The organism is Flavobacterium tagetis, from assembly GCF_016735615.1.
GTDB lineage: Bacteria > Bacteroidota > Bacteroidia > Flavobacteriales > Flavobacteriaceae > Flavobacterium > Flavobacterium tagetis.
Window position 1 is genome coordinate 1429316 of record NZ_JAERSF010000002.1, and the last position, 14440, is coordinate 1443755.

Annotated in this window: 21 protein-coding genes; 15 read left to right on the forward strand and 6 right to left on the reverse strand. The window is 30.9% G+C overall.

Annotated features, from left to right (window positions below):
• Positions 1-33 precede the first annotated feature (33 nt).
• The 5 genes from JI750_RS13605 (at position 34) to JI750_RS13625 (ending at position 2967) form a co-directional block, all read left to right on the forward strand.
• Positions 34-1086, forward strand: a complete 1053-nt coding sequence (locus JI750_RS13605; protein ID WP_202002766.1) for a linear amide C-N hydrolase — start codon at positions 34-36, stop codon at positions 1084-1086.
• 138 nt (positions 1087-1224) lie between these two features.
• Complete coding sequence (locus JI750_RS13610) at positions 1225-1542, forward strand: ArsR/SmtB family transcription factor (protein WP_111369098.1); 318 nt, start codon at positions 1225-1227, stop codon at positions 1540-1542.
• A 3-nt stretch (positions 1543-1545) separates the two neighbouring features.
• Positions 1546-2013 carry an SRPBCC domain-containing protein gene (locus JI750_RS13615; RefSeq protein WP_202002769.1) on the forward strand — a complete coding sequence of 156 codons (468 nt, stop codon included), beginning with the start codon at positions 1546-1548 and terminating at the stop codon, positions 2011-2013.
• Positions 2014-2018: 5 nt separating this feature from the next.
• The gene (locus JI750_RS13620; RefSeq protein WP_202002772.1) at positions 2019-2396 is read left to right on the forward strand and encodes a DoxX family protein; all 378 of its coding nucleotides are present in this window, start codon (positions 2019-2021) and stop codon (positions 2394-2396) included.
• A gap of 13 nt (positions 2397-2409) precedes the next feature.
• Positions 2410-2967 (forward strand): DUF4256 domain-containing protein, encoded by a 558-nt coding sequence (locus JI750_RS13625; RefSeq protein ID WP_202002775.1) that lies wholly within the window; start codon positions 2410-2412, stop codon positions 2965-2967.
• Between the two features lie 166 nt (positions 2968-3133).
• Here the strand turns inward: JI750_RS13625 and JI750_RS13630 are convergent, their stop codons facing one another.
• A complete protein-coding gene (locus JI750_RS13630; protein WP_202002778.1) occupies positions 3134-3484 on the reverse strand; it encodes a DUF2200 domain-containing protein in 351 nt (116 codons plus the stop codon).
• A 119-nt stretch (positions 3485-3603) separates the two neighbouring features.
• Between JI750_RS13630 and JI750_RS13635 the strand changes: the two genes are divergently transcribed.
• The 3 genes from JI750_RS13635 to JI750_RS13645 are packed head-to-tail and all read left to right on the forward strand — an operon-like array spanning position 3604 to position 5235.
• A complete protein-coding gene (locus JI750_RS13635; protein WP_202002781.1) occupies positions 3604-4002 on the forward strand; it encodes a VOC family protein in 399 nt (132 codons plus the stop codon).
• Positions 4003-4061: 59 nt separating this feature from the next.
• Positions 4062-4592, forward strand: a complete 531-nt coding sequence (locus JI750_RS13640) for a serine O-acetyltransferase (RefSeq protein ID WP_202002783.1) — start codon at positions 4062-4064, stop codon at positions 4590-4592.
• Positions 4593-4596: 4 nt separating this feature from the next.
• On the forward strand, positions 4597-5235 hold the full coding sequence (locus JI750_RS13645) for an SMI1/KNR4 family protein (protein WP_202002785.1): 639 nt from the start codon (positions 4597-4599) through the stop codon (positions 5233-5235).
• Between the two features lie 40 nt (positions 5236-5275).
• Here the strand turns inward: JI750_RS13645 and JI750_RS13650 are convergent, their stop codons facing one another.
• From JI750_RS13650 to JI750_RS13660, 3 genes are all read right to left on the reverse strand, one after another.
• Positions 5276-5671 carry a VOC family protein gene (locus JI750_RS13650; protein WP_202002787.1) on the reverse strand — a complete coding sequence of 132 codons (396 nt, stop codon included), beginning with the start codon at positions 5669-5671 and terminating at the stop codon, positions 5276-5278.
• Between the two features lie 78 nt (positions 5672-5749).
• Positions 5750-6247: a hypothetical protein gene (locus JI750_RS13655; RefSeq protein ID WP_202002789.1), complete on the reverse strand. Its 498-nt coding sequence runs from the start codon at positions 6245-6247 to the stop codon at positions 5750-5752.
• A gap of 82 nt (positions 6248-6329) precedes the next feature.
• The gene (locus tag JI750_RS13660; protein ID WP_202002791.1) at positions 6330-7172 is read right to left on the reverse strand and encodes a chromate resistance protein ChrB domain-containing protein; all 843 of its coding nucleotides are present in this window, start codon (positions 7170-7172) and stop codon (positions 6330-6332) included.
• Between the two features lie 191 nt (positions 7173-7363).
• Between JI750_RS13660 and JI750_RS13665 the strand changes: the two genes are divergently transcribed.
• Together JI750_RS13665 and JI750_RS13670 are read left to right on the forward strand one after the other, a co-directional pair.
• Positions 7364-7894, forward strand: coding sequence for an endonuclease V (locus tag JI750_RS13665; protein WP_202003161.1), 531 nt, complete (start codon positions 7364-7366; stop codon positions 7892-7894).
• Positions 7895-8064: 170 nt separating this feature from the next.
• On the forward strand, positions 8065-9123 hold the full coding sequence (locus tag JI750_RS13670) for a serine hydrolase domain-containing protein (RefSeq protein WP_202002793.1): 1059 nt from the start codon (positions 8065-8067) through the stop codon (positions 9121-9123).
• A gap of 43 nt (positions 9124-9166) precedes the next feature.
• Here JI750_RS13670 and JI750_RS13675 read toward each other — a convergent pair whose 3' ends face one another.
• A complete protein-coding gene (locus tag JI750_RS13675; RefSeq protein WP_202002796.1) occupies positions 9167-9748 on the reverse strand; it encodes an HD domain-containing protein in 582 nt (193 codons plus the stop codon).
• A 129-nt stretch (positions 9749-9877) separates the two neighbouring features.
• Here JI750_RS13675 and JI750_RS13680 point away from each other — a divergent pair, with 129 nt between their 5' ends.
• The 4 genes from JI750_RS13680 (at position 9878) to JI750_RS13695 (ending at position 12720) form a co-directional block, all read left to right on the forward strand.
• Entirely contained in the window at positions 9878-10684 is an 807-nt protein-coding gene (locus JI750_RS13680; RefSeq protein ID WP_202002799.1) for a hypothetical protein, read from the forward strand.
• A 261-nt stretch (positions 10685-10945) separates the two neighbouring features.
• Positions 10946-11269 carry a hypothetical protein gene (locus tag JI750_RS13685; RefSeq protein ID WP_202002802.1) on the forward strand — a complete coding sequence of 108 codons (324 nt, stop codon included), beginning with the start codon at positions 10946-10948 and terminating at the stop codon, positions 11267-11269.
• Positions 11270-11281: 12 nt separating this feature from the next.
• On the forward strand, positions 11282-11845 hold the full coding sequence (locus tag JI750_RS13690; RefSeq protein ID WP_202002804.1) for a Crp/Fnr family transcriptional regulator: 564 nt from the start codon (positions 11282-11284) through the stop codon (positions 11843-11845).
• A 74-nt stretch (positions 11846-11919) separates the two neighbouring features.
• Positions 11920-12720, forward strand: a complete 801-nt coding sequence (locus JI750_RS13695; RefSeq protein WP_202002806.1) for an MBL fold metallo-hydrolase — start codon at positions 11920-11922, stop codon at positions 12718-12720.
• Positions 12721-12873: 153 nt separating this feature from the next.
• Here JI750_RS13695 and JI750_RS13700 read toward each other — a convergent pair whose 3' ends face one another.
• Positions 12874-13455, reverse strand: coding sequence for an RNA polymerase sigma factor (locus JI750_RS13700; protein WP_202002808.1), 582 nt, complete (start codon positions 13453-13455; stop codon positions 12874-12876).
• A 250-nt stretch (positions 13456-13705) separates the two neighbouring features.
• Between JI750_RS13700 and JI750_RS13705 the strand changes: the two genes are divergently transcribed.
• On the forward strand, positions 13706-14374 hold the full coding sequence (locus JI750_RS13705) for a hypothetical protein (RefSeq protein ID WP_202002810.1): 669 nt from the start codon (positions 13706-13708) through the stop codon (positions 14372-14374).
• Positions 14375-14440 lie beyond the last annotated feature (66 nt).

A 14440-nucleotide genomic window follows, 5' to 3' on the forward strand; every position in this document is an offset into this window, starting at 1 on the left:
CAAGTTGCACGTTTAATTAAAATCTAAAATTTTATGAAACCAAAAATCAGAATTTTTCCTGCCCTGCTTGCTTTTACATTATTAATAACCGAAACTGTTTTACCCTGTACAAGAGTCGTTTATGAAGGTCTAAACGGAACAATTATTACTGCCCGTTCGATGGATTGGCGCGGAGAGATTCCAGCCAATTTATGGATTTTTCCTCGTGGAATTGAACGATCTGGAGAAGTTGGTACAAGTTCAATAAAATGGAAATCAAAATACGGAAGTGTAATTACCAGTTCGTGGGACATTGCTTCTTCCGACGGAATGAACGAAAAAGGGCTTGTTGGAAATCTTTTATGGCTTGTAGAATCACAATATCCTGCATTTGAAAAAAACGGAAAAGTAAAAGGTCTGGCTGTTTCTTTATGGCTTCAATATGTTTTAGATAATTTCGCAACAGTTGCTGAAACCGTTTCAGCATTAGAAAAGAATGATTTTGTAATAACTTCTTCGCATATTCCGGGAACGAATATTTTCGCGACGGTACATTTGTCTATTTCTGACTCGAGTGGCGATAATGCCATTTTCGAATATATAAACGGTAAATTAGTCATTCATCATGATAGAAAATATGTAGCGATGACCAATTCTCCTATTTTTGATCAGCAATTGGCTATCAATGCGTATTGGAAAGGTATTCCGGGTACTATTATGCTTCCAGGGACGAATCGTGCCGCAGATCGCTTTGTAAGAGCTTCTTATTATATTGATGCAATTCCGAAGACAGATAATATCAGAACAGCCTTGTCTAGTGTTTTTGGCGTCATAAGAAACTGTTCTGTTCCTTTAGGTATTTCCTCAGAAACAGAACCAAACATCTCCTCTACTCGTTGGAGAACAGTTGCCGACCAAAAAAATCTAGTTTATTATTTTGATAATGTTTTGAATCCGAATGTGATTTGGGTTGAATTCAGCAAAATTGATTTTAGCGAAAAAGGGAAAATCAAAAAATTAAGCTTGGCTAATAATGAAAATTATTCAGGTGAATCTCTAATTAATTTCAAGGAAACAAAGCCTTTTCAGTTTGCTGGCCTTGATTAAGAATGTCATTTCTAAATAAAACAAATATCATAAAACCTTCAAATTGAAAAGTTTGAAGGTTTTCTTTTTGAAAAAAAATCTAAAAAAATATTGCGCAGTCAAATGACTTCATTATATTTGCAGTCAAATAACTGCATAATGGAAATTAGAAGAGATGTTTTTCAAGCCATAGCCGATCCTACTCGAAGAGCTATTTTAAGTTTAGTTGCCATTCAGGCTATGACGCCTGGAGCAATTGCCGAGAATTTTAATTCGTCAAGACAGACTATTTCAAAACATATTCAGATTTTGAACGAATGTGAACTATTACACCAGACACAAAACGGAAGAGAAATTTATTATCATTTAAACCCAGAAAAAATGAAAGAAATTGACAAGTTTATCGAACCATTTAGAAAAATGTGGGACGATCGTTTTAATAAGTTAGAAGCAATTATGAAAAACTATAAAAAATAAACCATGGAAAAGAAAACAAAAATTCACGCCGAAGATGACAGATTAGATCTTGTGATTACGAGAGAATTTGATCTGCCTGTAGAATTATTATTTAAAGCTCACACCGAATCTGAAATTGTAGCGCAATGGATGGGCACTAAAGTCTTAAAATTGGAAAGCAAAAAATACGGCGGATGGGAATACGAAACCAGCGATCCTAATGGAAATGTAGTTTTTAAAGCAAATGGCGTTTTTCATGATTTTGTTCCGAATCAAAAAATAGTGCGCACTTTTGAAATGGATAATGTCAATTTTGCTCCTCAATTAGAATTTCTGGAATTTGAAAAATTATCAGATGAAACGAGTAAACTGACCATGCAGATTATCTATAAATCGATCGAACATAGAATGACGCAATTAAAACTGCCATTTGCACAAGGCTTAAATATGGCACATGATCGATTGGAGGAAATTGTAACTAAACTAAAATAAGAATCATGAGCAAAAGAAATAAAATTATCTATTGGGTTGCCACTTTATGGTTGGCTTTGGGAATGACAGCTACAGGAATTGTACAGCTAATACCTGTAAAAGAAGAAGCCGAAATGATTCAGCACTTAGGTTATCCGCTCTATTTTTTAACGCTTTTAGGCGTTTGGAAGCTTTTGGGAGTAATCGCAATTTTGATTCCTAAATTCGGTTTATTAAAAGAATGGGCTTATGCTGGTTTCTTTTTTGCAATGTCTGGAGCTGTGGTTTCGCATTTGGCTGTAAGAGATGATGCATCGGCACTTTTTGGACCAACATTATTAATTGTTTTAACTATAGTTTCGTGGTATTTCAGACCTGAAACTAGAAAATGCAGTTCTAATTAAAAACGTAAAAAAAATGAAAAAGCAACTTACCATAAACGAGCAAGAAGAATTATTAAGCATACTCGAAAAACGTTTTGAGAAGAATAAAACGCGTCATGAAAAATTAGATTGGACAAAAATAGAAGCCAAACTAAAGGCTAATCCATCAAAATTATGGTCTCTTGACGAAATGGAAAGAACTGAAGGCGAACCAGACGTAATTGGATATGACGCAAAAAAAGATGAATATCTTTTTGTGGATTGTTCTGCTGAAAGTCCAAAAGGTCGAAGAAGCATCTGTTACGATCATGAAGCGCTCGAAAAAAGAAAAGAACATAAACCCGCTGATAGCGCTATAAACATGGCGGAACAAATGGGAATTGAAATCTTAAATGAAGAGCAATACAAAGAACTCCAAAAATTAGGAAAATTTGATGCTAAAACGTCAAGCTGGATTTTAACTCCGCCAGAGATTAGAAAATTAGGCGGTGCAATTTTCTCAGATTTTAGATACAATACCGTTTTTGTTTATCATAATGGAGCTGATTCTTATTACGCTGCGAGAGGCTTTCGCGGTTTGCTGAGAGTTTAAAACAATTTTATAAAATTGGTTCTTGTGATTTAATAAATGTTTTAAAAATATAACCTGTGGTTTCAACCACGGGACACGAATCGTTTTTTACTGTGTTCTCGTGGTTGAAACCACGGGCTATATTTCAAAAAATCATAAAAAAAGAGGCTTTTAAAAGCCTCTTTTTTTATTCTCTTAAAATCTTTTCCATCTTCCTTCCTTTAGCCAATTCATCTATTATTTTATCCAAATATCGCATTTTTTGAATTAATGGATCTTCAATCTCTTCAACGCGATAACCACAAATCATTCCTGTAATTTTAGAAGCATTCGGATTCATTTCTGGAGCTTCGGCAAAGAATGTTTGAAAATCTACTTTCTTTTCAATTTGTTCTTTAAGTTGATTGTCAGTATATCCTGTTAACCATTTGATTACGATATCTAATTCTTCTTTCGTTCTTCCCTTTTTTTCTACTTTTTGAATGTATAAAGGATATACGCTAGAAAATAAGATTTTGTAGATTCTTTCCGTTTTCATTTTAGTTTGATTTAGGTCGAAATACGTTTATGTAAATATAATTCAAATGCAGATAGAATAAAAATGCAAGCAATATTTAATATCTTAGATTCTTGAAAAATAATCTTAAAAACTCTCCTATGGAAAACAATTCAAATGACACGACTCCGAAAGTGACGGGACTTGGCGGTATTTTCTTTTTTATGGATAACCCGAAAGAAACCAAAGAATGGTATGCTAAAAATTTAGGATTAGAAATCAACGAATGGGGTTCTTCTAGTTTTGAATCTAGAAACCTCGAAAATCCAGAACAGATAGAATCTACGCAATGGTGTCCTTTTAAGAAAGGAGATGAATATTTTTCTCCGTCTAAGAAAGAATTTATGGTAAACTATCGTGTTCAGAATATTGAAGGTCTTGTAGAAAAACTAAAAGTAAACGGAGTTAAGGTTCTCGATGATATCGAAACTTATGAATATGGCAAGTTCGTACACATTATGGACACTGAAGGGAATAAAATTGAACTTTGGGAACCTTAAATTAAATTTTGAGTTATGAATTATGAGTTAGAAGTTATTGCTAAACGTTGGAAAACAATATGTTTAATACATTAATTAAAATCAATTGTCATTCAAAAAATAAGTTTTTAAAACTGATTGCGGGCAATTTATTAGAGAAATTATACTGCTGTGAAATAAACTGTGCAGATATGGATAAATCTGTTTTGTTTGCACATCACGGGCGCGGATGTACAATCGTTGCATCAAAAATCTGTGAGAATGTCGTTATATTTCAAAATGTCTCAATTGGTGCTAATTTGAAATACAACAAGACTAGTAATGAATGGGAAAACGTTGGAAATCCTATCATTGCTAAGAACGTTATTATTGCTGATGGCGCCAAGATTTTAGGTCCAATAGTTATTGGTGAAAATTCAGTTATTGGCGCGGGAGCTATCATAACCAAAAATATACCTGCAAATAGTGTGGCTTATGGTGTGAATCAGTTTAAACCTAAGGATAAAAATTATGATTTGATATTTAATCCAAACATGATTAATCCGCAGAAAATAATACAAGCAAATAAAAAACTAGTAAATGAGTTTAACAAACATCAAGTAAATGTATAACAAAATGGAATCTCCTTTAACAGACCAATATATAAATGCTTTCAAGGCAAGACTTGATATTTTCAATGATTTTATGAATATTGGCGCTGACGCTAATGAAATTAATGAATTAGAAGATTTTATTGAAGTTAAATTACCTGAATCCCACATTGATCTCCTTAAAATTTATAATGGAGAAAAACGCGGGATTGGCTTTATGGGAGGTTTTAGTTACTTAGGAATTGAAGAAATTAAGATGCAGTGGACTTTCTTAAAAGAAGCTCCGGAAATGGAAGCGGAAGGAATTAATCAAGTCGAAAAGATCAAGAATACGTTATATTGCCCAAAAAGAATTCCGTTTGCATATGACGGCTCTGGGAATTATTTGGCAATAGATTTTAATCCCAATTCAGAAGGAACTTTAGGGCAAATTTTGTATCTGCCAACTGGTGATCCTGAGCCAATTGCTGTTATTGCGGATAGTTTTGATGATTTTTTGGTTTTAATAATCGAAAAATTAGAATCTGAACAGTTAGAATTAATAGACGAAAGAGATGATTGGGACGAAGAAGACTGGCATATGGCAGAAATATATTTCCAAAAAACTTGGGAAAATGACTGGAGCGATATCGCGGCAGAATACAATACTAAGATAAGCAATTAGATATATTGCCATTTTTTAATTCTAATTCAAGACGAGAAAACTACATTCCCGGCCAATATAGAAAATTGAATTTATGTCCGTCTGGATCGGCAAAACCAAAAGTATAGCCCAATTGATAATTTTCCGGTTCAGAGAAAATAGTTCCACCGACTTTTTTGACTTTATCATACCAAAGATCCACTTCTTCCCTGCTTTCTGCAGAAAGTGAAAAGATAATTTCATTCTCAATTTTAGCATTTACTAAATCACCTTTTAAAGCAGTTTTAAATCTATTGGTAGTAAAAAAGTTGATTATAAAATTATTCTCTGCAATGGAAAAACTTACGATTTCCTCAGTATTTTGTCCGTTTTGTTTAAAACCTAAATCTGTATAAAATTGAATTGTTTTTTGCAAATCACTTGAAACCAAGTTGGCCCATATCATTTTAGTTTTCATAAACTTTAGTTTTAATTGATAATAACTAAGGTAATGATAATCAATTAAAACTAAATAAAAAATTTAGTTTAGAATTTATTAAAAAGCAATTCCAAACTGAAAACCTATTGTAAAACTAGCAGGATGATCGTTGCCAAAACGAACAGGTAAAGGAACGGCAACATAATAACTGCAACTGCTATTTTTTATAATTGTTTTATTAAAAACGGGAGTAAAACCGTATCGTCCACTGGTTTCAAAAGCGGCTCTTCCTGCAAATGTGTAGCCTTTTCCTAAAGCTACCAAAACGCCAGGATGAAATAATAAATTGGTTACTTTACTTGTTCCTTGATCATCTTTTATATTAGGAACCATTTCAAAAGAAAATCCTATTTTTTCATTTTTCCAGATATTGATTCCCGTAGGAAAACCTACAGCATAATAATCTCTAAAGTTTACAGTCGTTTCGTCTTCATTTATGGTGACAATTGGATGCATGATGCCAAAATATCCCATTATTTTTGGATAAGTAGTTTGCGAGAAAGCTGTAAAACCTACAAGTAATACAGTAAAAAAGAAAGTGTGCTTAAAAGACATTGTTTAAAATTTTGGTTATATAAACAAAGCTATAAGCATCTGCAGTCAAAAAATAGAACTCAATTTACCTTTTGTATCTGGTTTACTTTTTTGACTTTTTTCTATAAGCAGAAGGATTTTTTCCAGTATGAAGTTTAAAAATTCTAGTAAAATGACTTTGGTCTGAAAAGCCTGTCATATAAGCGATTTCAGTCAATGTATGAGTTGAGTTTTCTATGAGATTGATTGCTTTTTCGATACGGAGTTTTCTAACATATTCGCCAAAATTTAAATCCTCAAAATGTTTTGAAAATTCTCGTGATAAATAAGACGGATTTAAATCTAATTCGCTCGAAATCTTCTTTAAATCAAAAGTAAACTGAGCATCAATTTGATCTTGAATGATGTCTTTTAAATCTTTTACCCATGAAGGTGTTTTGCCAGATGCTTTTTTGTCTTTTAGAAATTTGTTGTAAACCTCATGCAAAAGTTTCTCAAAAGGGCTATTCTGCAGATGATTTTGCTGATACAAATGTTTTGCCCAGCTGTATAATGCGTCGTAGAGAAGCATTCCTTTTTCTAGCAGTTCGTAATCGTCTTTTATGTTATAAGCGAGTCCAGCAGAAATGGCCCAAAGTCCAGCTGATTCTTTTGCGATTTCGTGTCTGTCGGTATCTGCACCACGCACAATCCCTGCGATAATTTTAACTGCTGGATCTTTTATATCATATTTCTTTACGATATAATCAAAAGTGCATTCTTCGTTATAATGCGTAAACTCGACATTAGGAATATCAAACGGAATAGCATTAAACTCTTTAGCTTTCGAAATAACATTATCAAATGGGACATAAATGAATTCAGATTCAGAATCAACAAATCTTCGAATCAGCCACGGACAAGCAATTCTATCTATTTTAGGTCTTTCTCTGGTAATCCATTTCATTTGGAATAACGTATTAGATTGTTCTTTCTAAATTTTAGCTAAGCTACATTTTATTTAGGATTTTTTCAAAGGACTGAATTTTAAAGTTTAAAGATTCCACAAAAAAAAGATTTGATGTTTTTCTAGATATGAGTAATTCTTTCGTAAAGCTTTTTCTATTTTTAGACTCTAAATATTTTATAGAAATAGCCATGATCCTAGCCTTTGACACATATTACTTTGACCAAAAAGCAAAAACAATCTGTCTTGAATTTGCAGAGTGGAATGAAGATAAAAATTTTAAAATTCATTCTGAAACAATAGACAATGTAGCAGAATATATTCCGGGAGAATTTTACAAAAGAGAATTGCCATGCATTTTGAGTCTGTTAAATCAAATTGATTTATCGGTAGTTGAAGCAATCATTGTTGATGGTTTTGTGTACTTAGATGATGAACAGAAATATGGTTTAGGAGGTTATCTGTACGAAAAACTAAATAAACAAATTCCAATTATTGGCGTTGCCAAAACAAATTTTGCTTCTATTGAAAAGAACAAAAAAGCGCTGTTTAGAGGCGATAGTAAGAAGCCATTATACATTACTTCTATCGGAATTGATTTGAACGAAGCTTATAAAAAAGTCGAAAGCATGCATGGAGAATTTAGAATGCCAACTTTATTAAAAGAGTTGGATCGATTGACGAAGGAAAATTTAGAAATAGAAAAACAGGAAAATATATAATTGCAATAAACTTATTATCAGTATATTGAAATTAGTCATACTTGTTCTATAAAAAAGTCGAACCATTTATTTTAAGAAAATGCGTTCGACTTTTTTTATTCGGTCGTGTAAGTATAGTTCCTTTTGGAGATTTGTATCGAAATAAGTTTTAAACCTAAAAAATCGATACTATGAAAACTTCAGTAAAAATCTTAGCAACACTTTTAGTAATAAGTAATATTTCTTTCGGACAAGATATTACCAAAAAGATTGATTCAATAATAAAAGACAATTATCAAAAAAATCCAACTGTAGGCATTAGTATTGGTTTTATTAAAGATGGCAAAGAATTCTATACTTCATATGGGAATTTGAATTCAAAAAGTGATGCAAAAATTGATAAAAACTCGATATTCGAAATTGCTTCGATTACTAAAATTTTGACTTCTAATTTAATTGCACAAGCAGTTAATGAAAATAAAATTAAAACAGATGATTTTATAGATGCCTACCTTCCGACAGTCTATGTATTGCATCAAAATCTTGAAAACAAAATAAGAATTTCAGATTTAGCTTCTCATCAATCTGGTTTGCCTGATATAGATTTTGGAAAACTAATTGAGCTCAATCCGCAACAGCCTGTAAGTAGCGTAACACAAGAAACATTATCTTCATTAATTAATAATTGTACAGAATTAGCAGATTATGGTAAATATCGTTATTCAACAATAGGTTATACTTTACTTGGCCAAATATTAGAAAAAATCTATAATAAAAGTTACGATGAAATTATAAGGGAAAAGATCATTCAGCCATTAAAAATGAAACATACGCTTACTAAAGATTTTAATGTAAAAAACATCACTACAAGCCATAATCCAGATGGCGGAATTCAAGAATTCTTCAAATGGAATATTACAGCTCCAGCTGGATTAATAAAATCAAACACTTCTGATATGATTCTTTATTTAAAAGCTATTTTGAATGAAAAAAGCGCTGTTGGTAAAGCTGAATTGATTGCAGAAAAAATCTATTACAAAGACCAAAAAAGAGAAATGGGACTAGGTTTAGGCATCATGACAGATGATAAAAATACCATTTATTCGAAATCGGGAGATTCTATGGGGCAGTCTTCTATTATATGCTATAACAGAGACAAAAATTGGGGAATCATTATATTGTTAGATCAGCGAAACTCAAAAATGAGACAAAATTTACTTAACACTATCTATGATAATGTTTTAAAATAAACTAAAACAAAAACTCCTCAAATAAATTGAGGAGTTTTTGTTATTACAATTGGTTAGCAGTGCTAAGAAAACGATAATATTCTTGAATTTTAGTCTTTAATCTTTCTGCTAAATAAACATTTCCATCTTTAAGTTCGTTATGTATAATTTCGGCTTCCTCAATATACTTTAGTTTTTTCTCGTCGCTCCAGTAATAAGGAGGTTCGTATAAATTACATATTCTATCAGCCATTTTCACCGCCCAAACTTCTATTGGCTGTTTTTTAATTCTATTTAAACTATCACGCATTTTTTCAAACGAATCCTCAATTTCTTCATTTTTGGTTAATGCCAAAACTCCGGATGCAACTTGAGGTCCAAATAAATCGATAACTTTTTCATAAGTAAATGCCGTGTCTTCGATAGTATCATGAAGCATTGCACATTTTACAGCCAAATCAGCATTCATATTTTCTGTTAATCGTACGGCATTTAAAACTTCAAAAACGACACTTCCTATATGATTAATATATTCAACTCTTTCGCCTTCATTACTCCCTCCATATTTTTGTCCGTCATGAAGTTTAGAAACCAATTGCCAAGTATTTTGAATTTCGTCTATTGACCAATCTTTTTGCTGTTGCATAATTTTAGTTTTGATTGGATGTAATTTATTGCTTTTTTTCGGATATTAAAAACATTCAATCAACGTTCTGCTTTTCTTTTGTGATATGATTGTATATTAGCTTAAACTAAACATGAATCTTTATTACGAATGGACAATACTCAAGAGCTAATAGAAATAATACCTTTTCCAGAATTTGAAAATACTTTTAATAGTATAAATTCAATTGAAAAGTTTGTTTTCTTGCCTCTCGCTACACTTCAATTTAAGAAACATTCAGAATTTGAGAATAAGAGTTTTCATTTTATTTCAATATGGGACACGGGAGATTATGAAGAAAGCTTTTTTAATGAATTTCGAAAAAACATTAGATGTATCAAATTCAAACTAGAAAACAACAAATATTTTTATCCAGAAAAATTGAATTTTCCTTTTGTTGATTTATTATCTCAAGCATATGATCTAACGCACCAAAATTTCCAGCAGAATTTAGATTACTATTTTGAACCTAAAAGCTATCATGAATTTTCCTCTGAAAAAAGCATTTTCAACCAAGGACGAGAATTTGTCTTTAATTCCTTAAACGGCATTGATAAATTTGAATCAAGTTATTATTATGAAAGGATAACGCAATATTTATATACTAAAGAAAAATACAATCTTTTTGATAAAATAAATCCACAGTTTACTTATTCTGAAACTTTTATCGGAATAACAACAACCGAAGAAGAAGTTATAGCAGGATTTAATGAAGAGGGAAAATCTAAAAATGAAATCATAAACAATTTGTTAGACACACCAGAATGGCTTCAGTCGCCTGAAGAAATTCCGGAAAAACTTAATTTAATTTTTATCGGCAGTGTTTATGAAGGAGATTTTACAAATGGTTCAGCAGAAATATATCTTTTCTGGGATAAAGAAAATGATGAAGCCTATCAATTTTTTCAGTGGACATAGACACGATTATAAATTAAGTTAGATTATTACGATGCACGAAATTTTAGAAATAAAAGAATTAAATATTGAGGACATAAAATTTCTTAAAAAAGAATTAAAAAAACATATGCGCTTTCATTTTTTCTATCTCTCTTAGGCATTGTATTGCCAGTTTACTTAATTTATCTAACTTTTACTAATAGTGATCTGGGAGACAAAGGATTTCCATTATTGATGATTATAGTAATATTTGGCTTTTGAACTTATGCTGCTATCAAAGCAATGATAACAACTAGAGAAGAAAAAGAGAATTTATTATTGCAAAAAAAGATAGAAGGAAATCTGAAAGTTTTAGAAAAAGAAATTGTAACTAATGAAGGTTATGAATCGGATACGCTATCGTATGAAATAACAATTTATTCTGAGATTGAACAAAAACACAGGAATATTTCGATTAATAGAAAAGACTATGATAAAATCGAAGTTGGAGATTTTGTTGGAATTACCTATTTTACAGACAATACTTCTATAAAAACATTGCTTTTTAAGGATCAAAATTTAAAGTACAAGTCTTTTACACACAAAAGAAAGTCTGATGAAAAATAAACAAAAGCTTTTATGACATCTTTAATAGAATATTTTGACAAGCTAGGCTTTCCAGAACATACTTTAGCTGAATTTTTAAGTTGTATAAAAACAAGACAATTTTCGGCAAATGAACTGATTCTAGTTCAAGGGCAATCAGAAAATTATTTATCTTTTGTAGATTCAGGAGTTGTTAGATATTATGTGGTAGCAAACGACAAGGAAATTACTTTTGATTTTGCATTTAAAGATTCCTTTTATTGTGCATACGACTCTTTCTATAATAGATCTAAAACCGAAATTTACGTTCAGGCATTGACCGATTGCCAATTATATTCGATATCATACGAAAGTTTACAGCGTCTTTACGAAAAATGTGAAACAGCAAAGAAACTCGGACGTATAGCAACTGAATATCTGCTTGATAAAAAAGTAAAAAGAGAATTAGATCTTCTGACCAAAACACCACAAGAAAGATATGAAAGATTGCTATTTGACCAGCCTAAATACATTCAGCAGATTCCGCTAAAATATCTTGCTTCTTATATTGGAGTCGTACCAGAAACGTTAAGCCGAATAAGAAAACGCATTTCTTGACCAAAGTCAATTTGAAGACCGTTTATTAAACTCAGATTTGTATGAACATTTTAATAATTTAAAATCAAATACAAATGAATACTACAATTACACATATTGACACGGCTTGCGTGTTGATAAACATAAACGGATTTAAAATTTTGACTGATCCTACTTTAGATAAAAAAGATGGATTTTTTCCTCAATATGTCAGCAGTCCGATGGCATTTTCAAAAAAGTATTGCAGTCCTTCCCTATCCATTGAGGAAATTGGGAAAGTAGATTTGGTTTTATTAAGCCATGATCATCATAGCGATAATTTAGACAAAAAAGGACGCATTTTTATTCAAACAGTCCCAACTGTTCTCTCTACAAAAGATGCTGTAAAACGTTTAAAAAACACCAATACAATAGGGCTTGACAACTGGCAAGAATATAATGTTGAAACCGAAAAAGTAAAAAATCTTAAAATTACTGCGATACCAGCGCAGCATACTAATATCAAAAGATTGAACAAAATAATGGGAAAGGTTATTGGTTTTACTTTAGAATGGGAAGCTCAGCAAAACGGCTGTTTGTATATTTCGGGAGATACTGTACTTTATGACGGACTGTACGAATTGGAGCAAAAGAAAAAAATAGACATTGCAATTTTGCATTTAGGAGCTGGTGCTTTTCCATATTTAAAAAAGAATTTAAGGGTTACCATGAATGGCGAAGAAGCAATTGCAACAACGAAACTCTTAAATCCGACTACTGTAATTCCGATTCATTATGAAGGCTGGTGGCACTTTAAGCAATCTGTAAAATCATTAAAAAACGAAATTGAAAAGTCTGAGGTAAAAGAGAAGTTTCTGTGGCTTGAAAGTGGAGTTGAAACAGTTCTTTTGAAATAAATTATCATCAATGCGTTGTAAATGAAACTTTTTTTGAAGATTCAAACAGAAACTGAAAGCCATTTTTAGGAATATAATACTTTTTTTAAAACAAAAAGAGATCTCAAAAGTCTCTTTTTGTTTTAATATTTAACATCTAAATACAGAATGTTTTTATATGAATGAAATGTTATTTCTTTCAATAATTTTTCGCAAATTATTTATTGCATAACGCATTCTTCCCAATGCTGTATTTATGCTTATTTTTTTCTCCTCAGATATTTCTTTAAAGCTCATATTGCAATATATTCGCATTATCAATATTTCTTTTTGATCATCAGCAAGCTCCTCTATAAGTTTTTTAAGATCAATTTGAAGCTGATCTATTATTATTTTATTTTCAATATTTAGAGAATTATCAGATAGAATAGAAAAAATAGAAAATTCATCATTATCTCTTTGTATTGGCATTCGTTTTATTTTACGAAAATGATCCATAATCAAATTGTGAGAAATTCTCATAACCCAAGAAACGAATTTTTCTTCTTCTTTATACGAGTTATTTTTAAGCGTCTTAATTACTTTAACAAACGTATCTTGAAAAATATCATTTGCAATATCCGTATCCTTAATCTTCGAGTATATAAAACCATATATTCGGGATTTGTGTCTGCTAATTAATTTTGAGAGTGCTTCTTCGTTTCCTCCTATGTATTTTTTTATTAATAAAGAATCAGGTATAGTCAATTCAGACATAACATTAAAGTTTTAATTTTTGGAGTTGCAAAATTAAAGATGAATTGAATGTATCTTTTTGCTTATTAAGACTTTAAAGTATTAAAATAGGGTGTTTTTTATGCTTTATGCGTTTTTGCCTTCTTAAAAATCATAAGCCTACATTTCTAGTTATTCATAGAAATTTTTGCTCATATCAAAAAGGTTAATGTATTAAACCAAAATATTTTTAAATTGCTAGAAAGAAATCAAATTATTATCCATAGAGAAAATGAACAAAATAACAAGACTTCTAGTTTTAGTAACTTTGATGTTTTTTTCCTGTAAACAAGCAAGTGAATCAGAATCTTATAGTGTTGATGGAGAGGCTTTAGATTCAATAAAAACTATCGAAAACAGTAAAAAATCAACTGATAGTAATGAAAAAAATATTTATACTAAATATGAATATACTGATTCTAAAGGAAAGAGTATATTAGTTCAAAACAGCCTGTCAAAAGGTGGAATAAGATACACCGATCCTAAAGGACACAAATATATTTATGCTGTATTTTGGACTCGAATAATTAATGAAACGGATAATCCAATTGAGTTTAAAATTAACTTACCCGTAGATTCTTATGATATTCCTGCTTTACCTGGAAAATATTATAAAACATTAATTCCGTCCGACACGATGACAATTCAAAAAATACCTTTGTTTAATTATGGTTTGACAAACTTAGAATCTTTTTTTGATAAGAGTATTGATAAACCGTCTTCGTTGAAAAGAATCATTAAGTCAAAAGAATCGACTGGATTTTATGTTGTAACATTTCGTTTACTTGGAGGAGATAAATATGGTGTATTGCGAACAGAACTTATTTTAAAAGGAGAAAATCTTTTTTATAAAATAAGGGATAAAGAAATTCAGTGTGGAAGTATAAACTACACTCCTTAAGCGGTTAAGGAGTGCAGGAAATGATTGTTTGCACAACTTTTTTTCTTTTTTACGATCTAATAACTG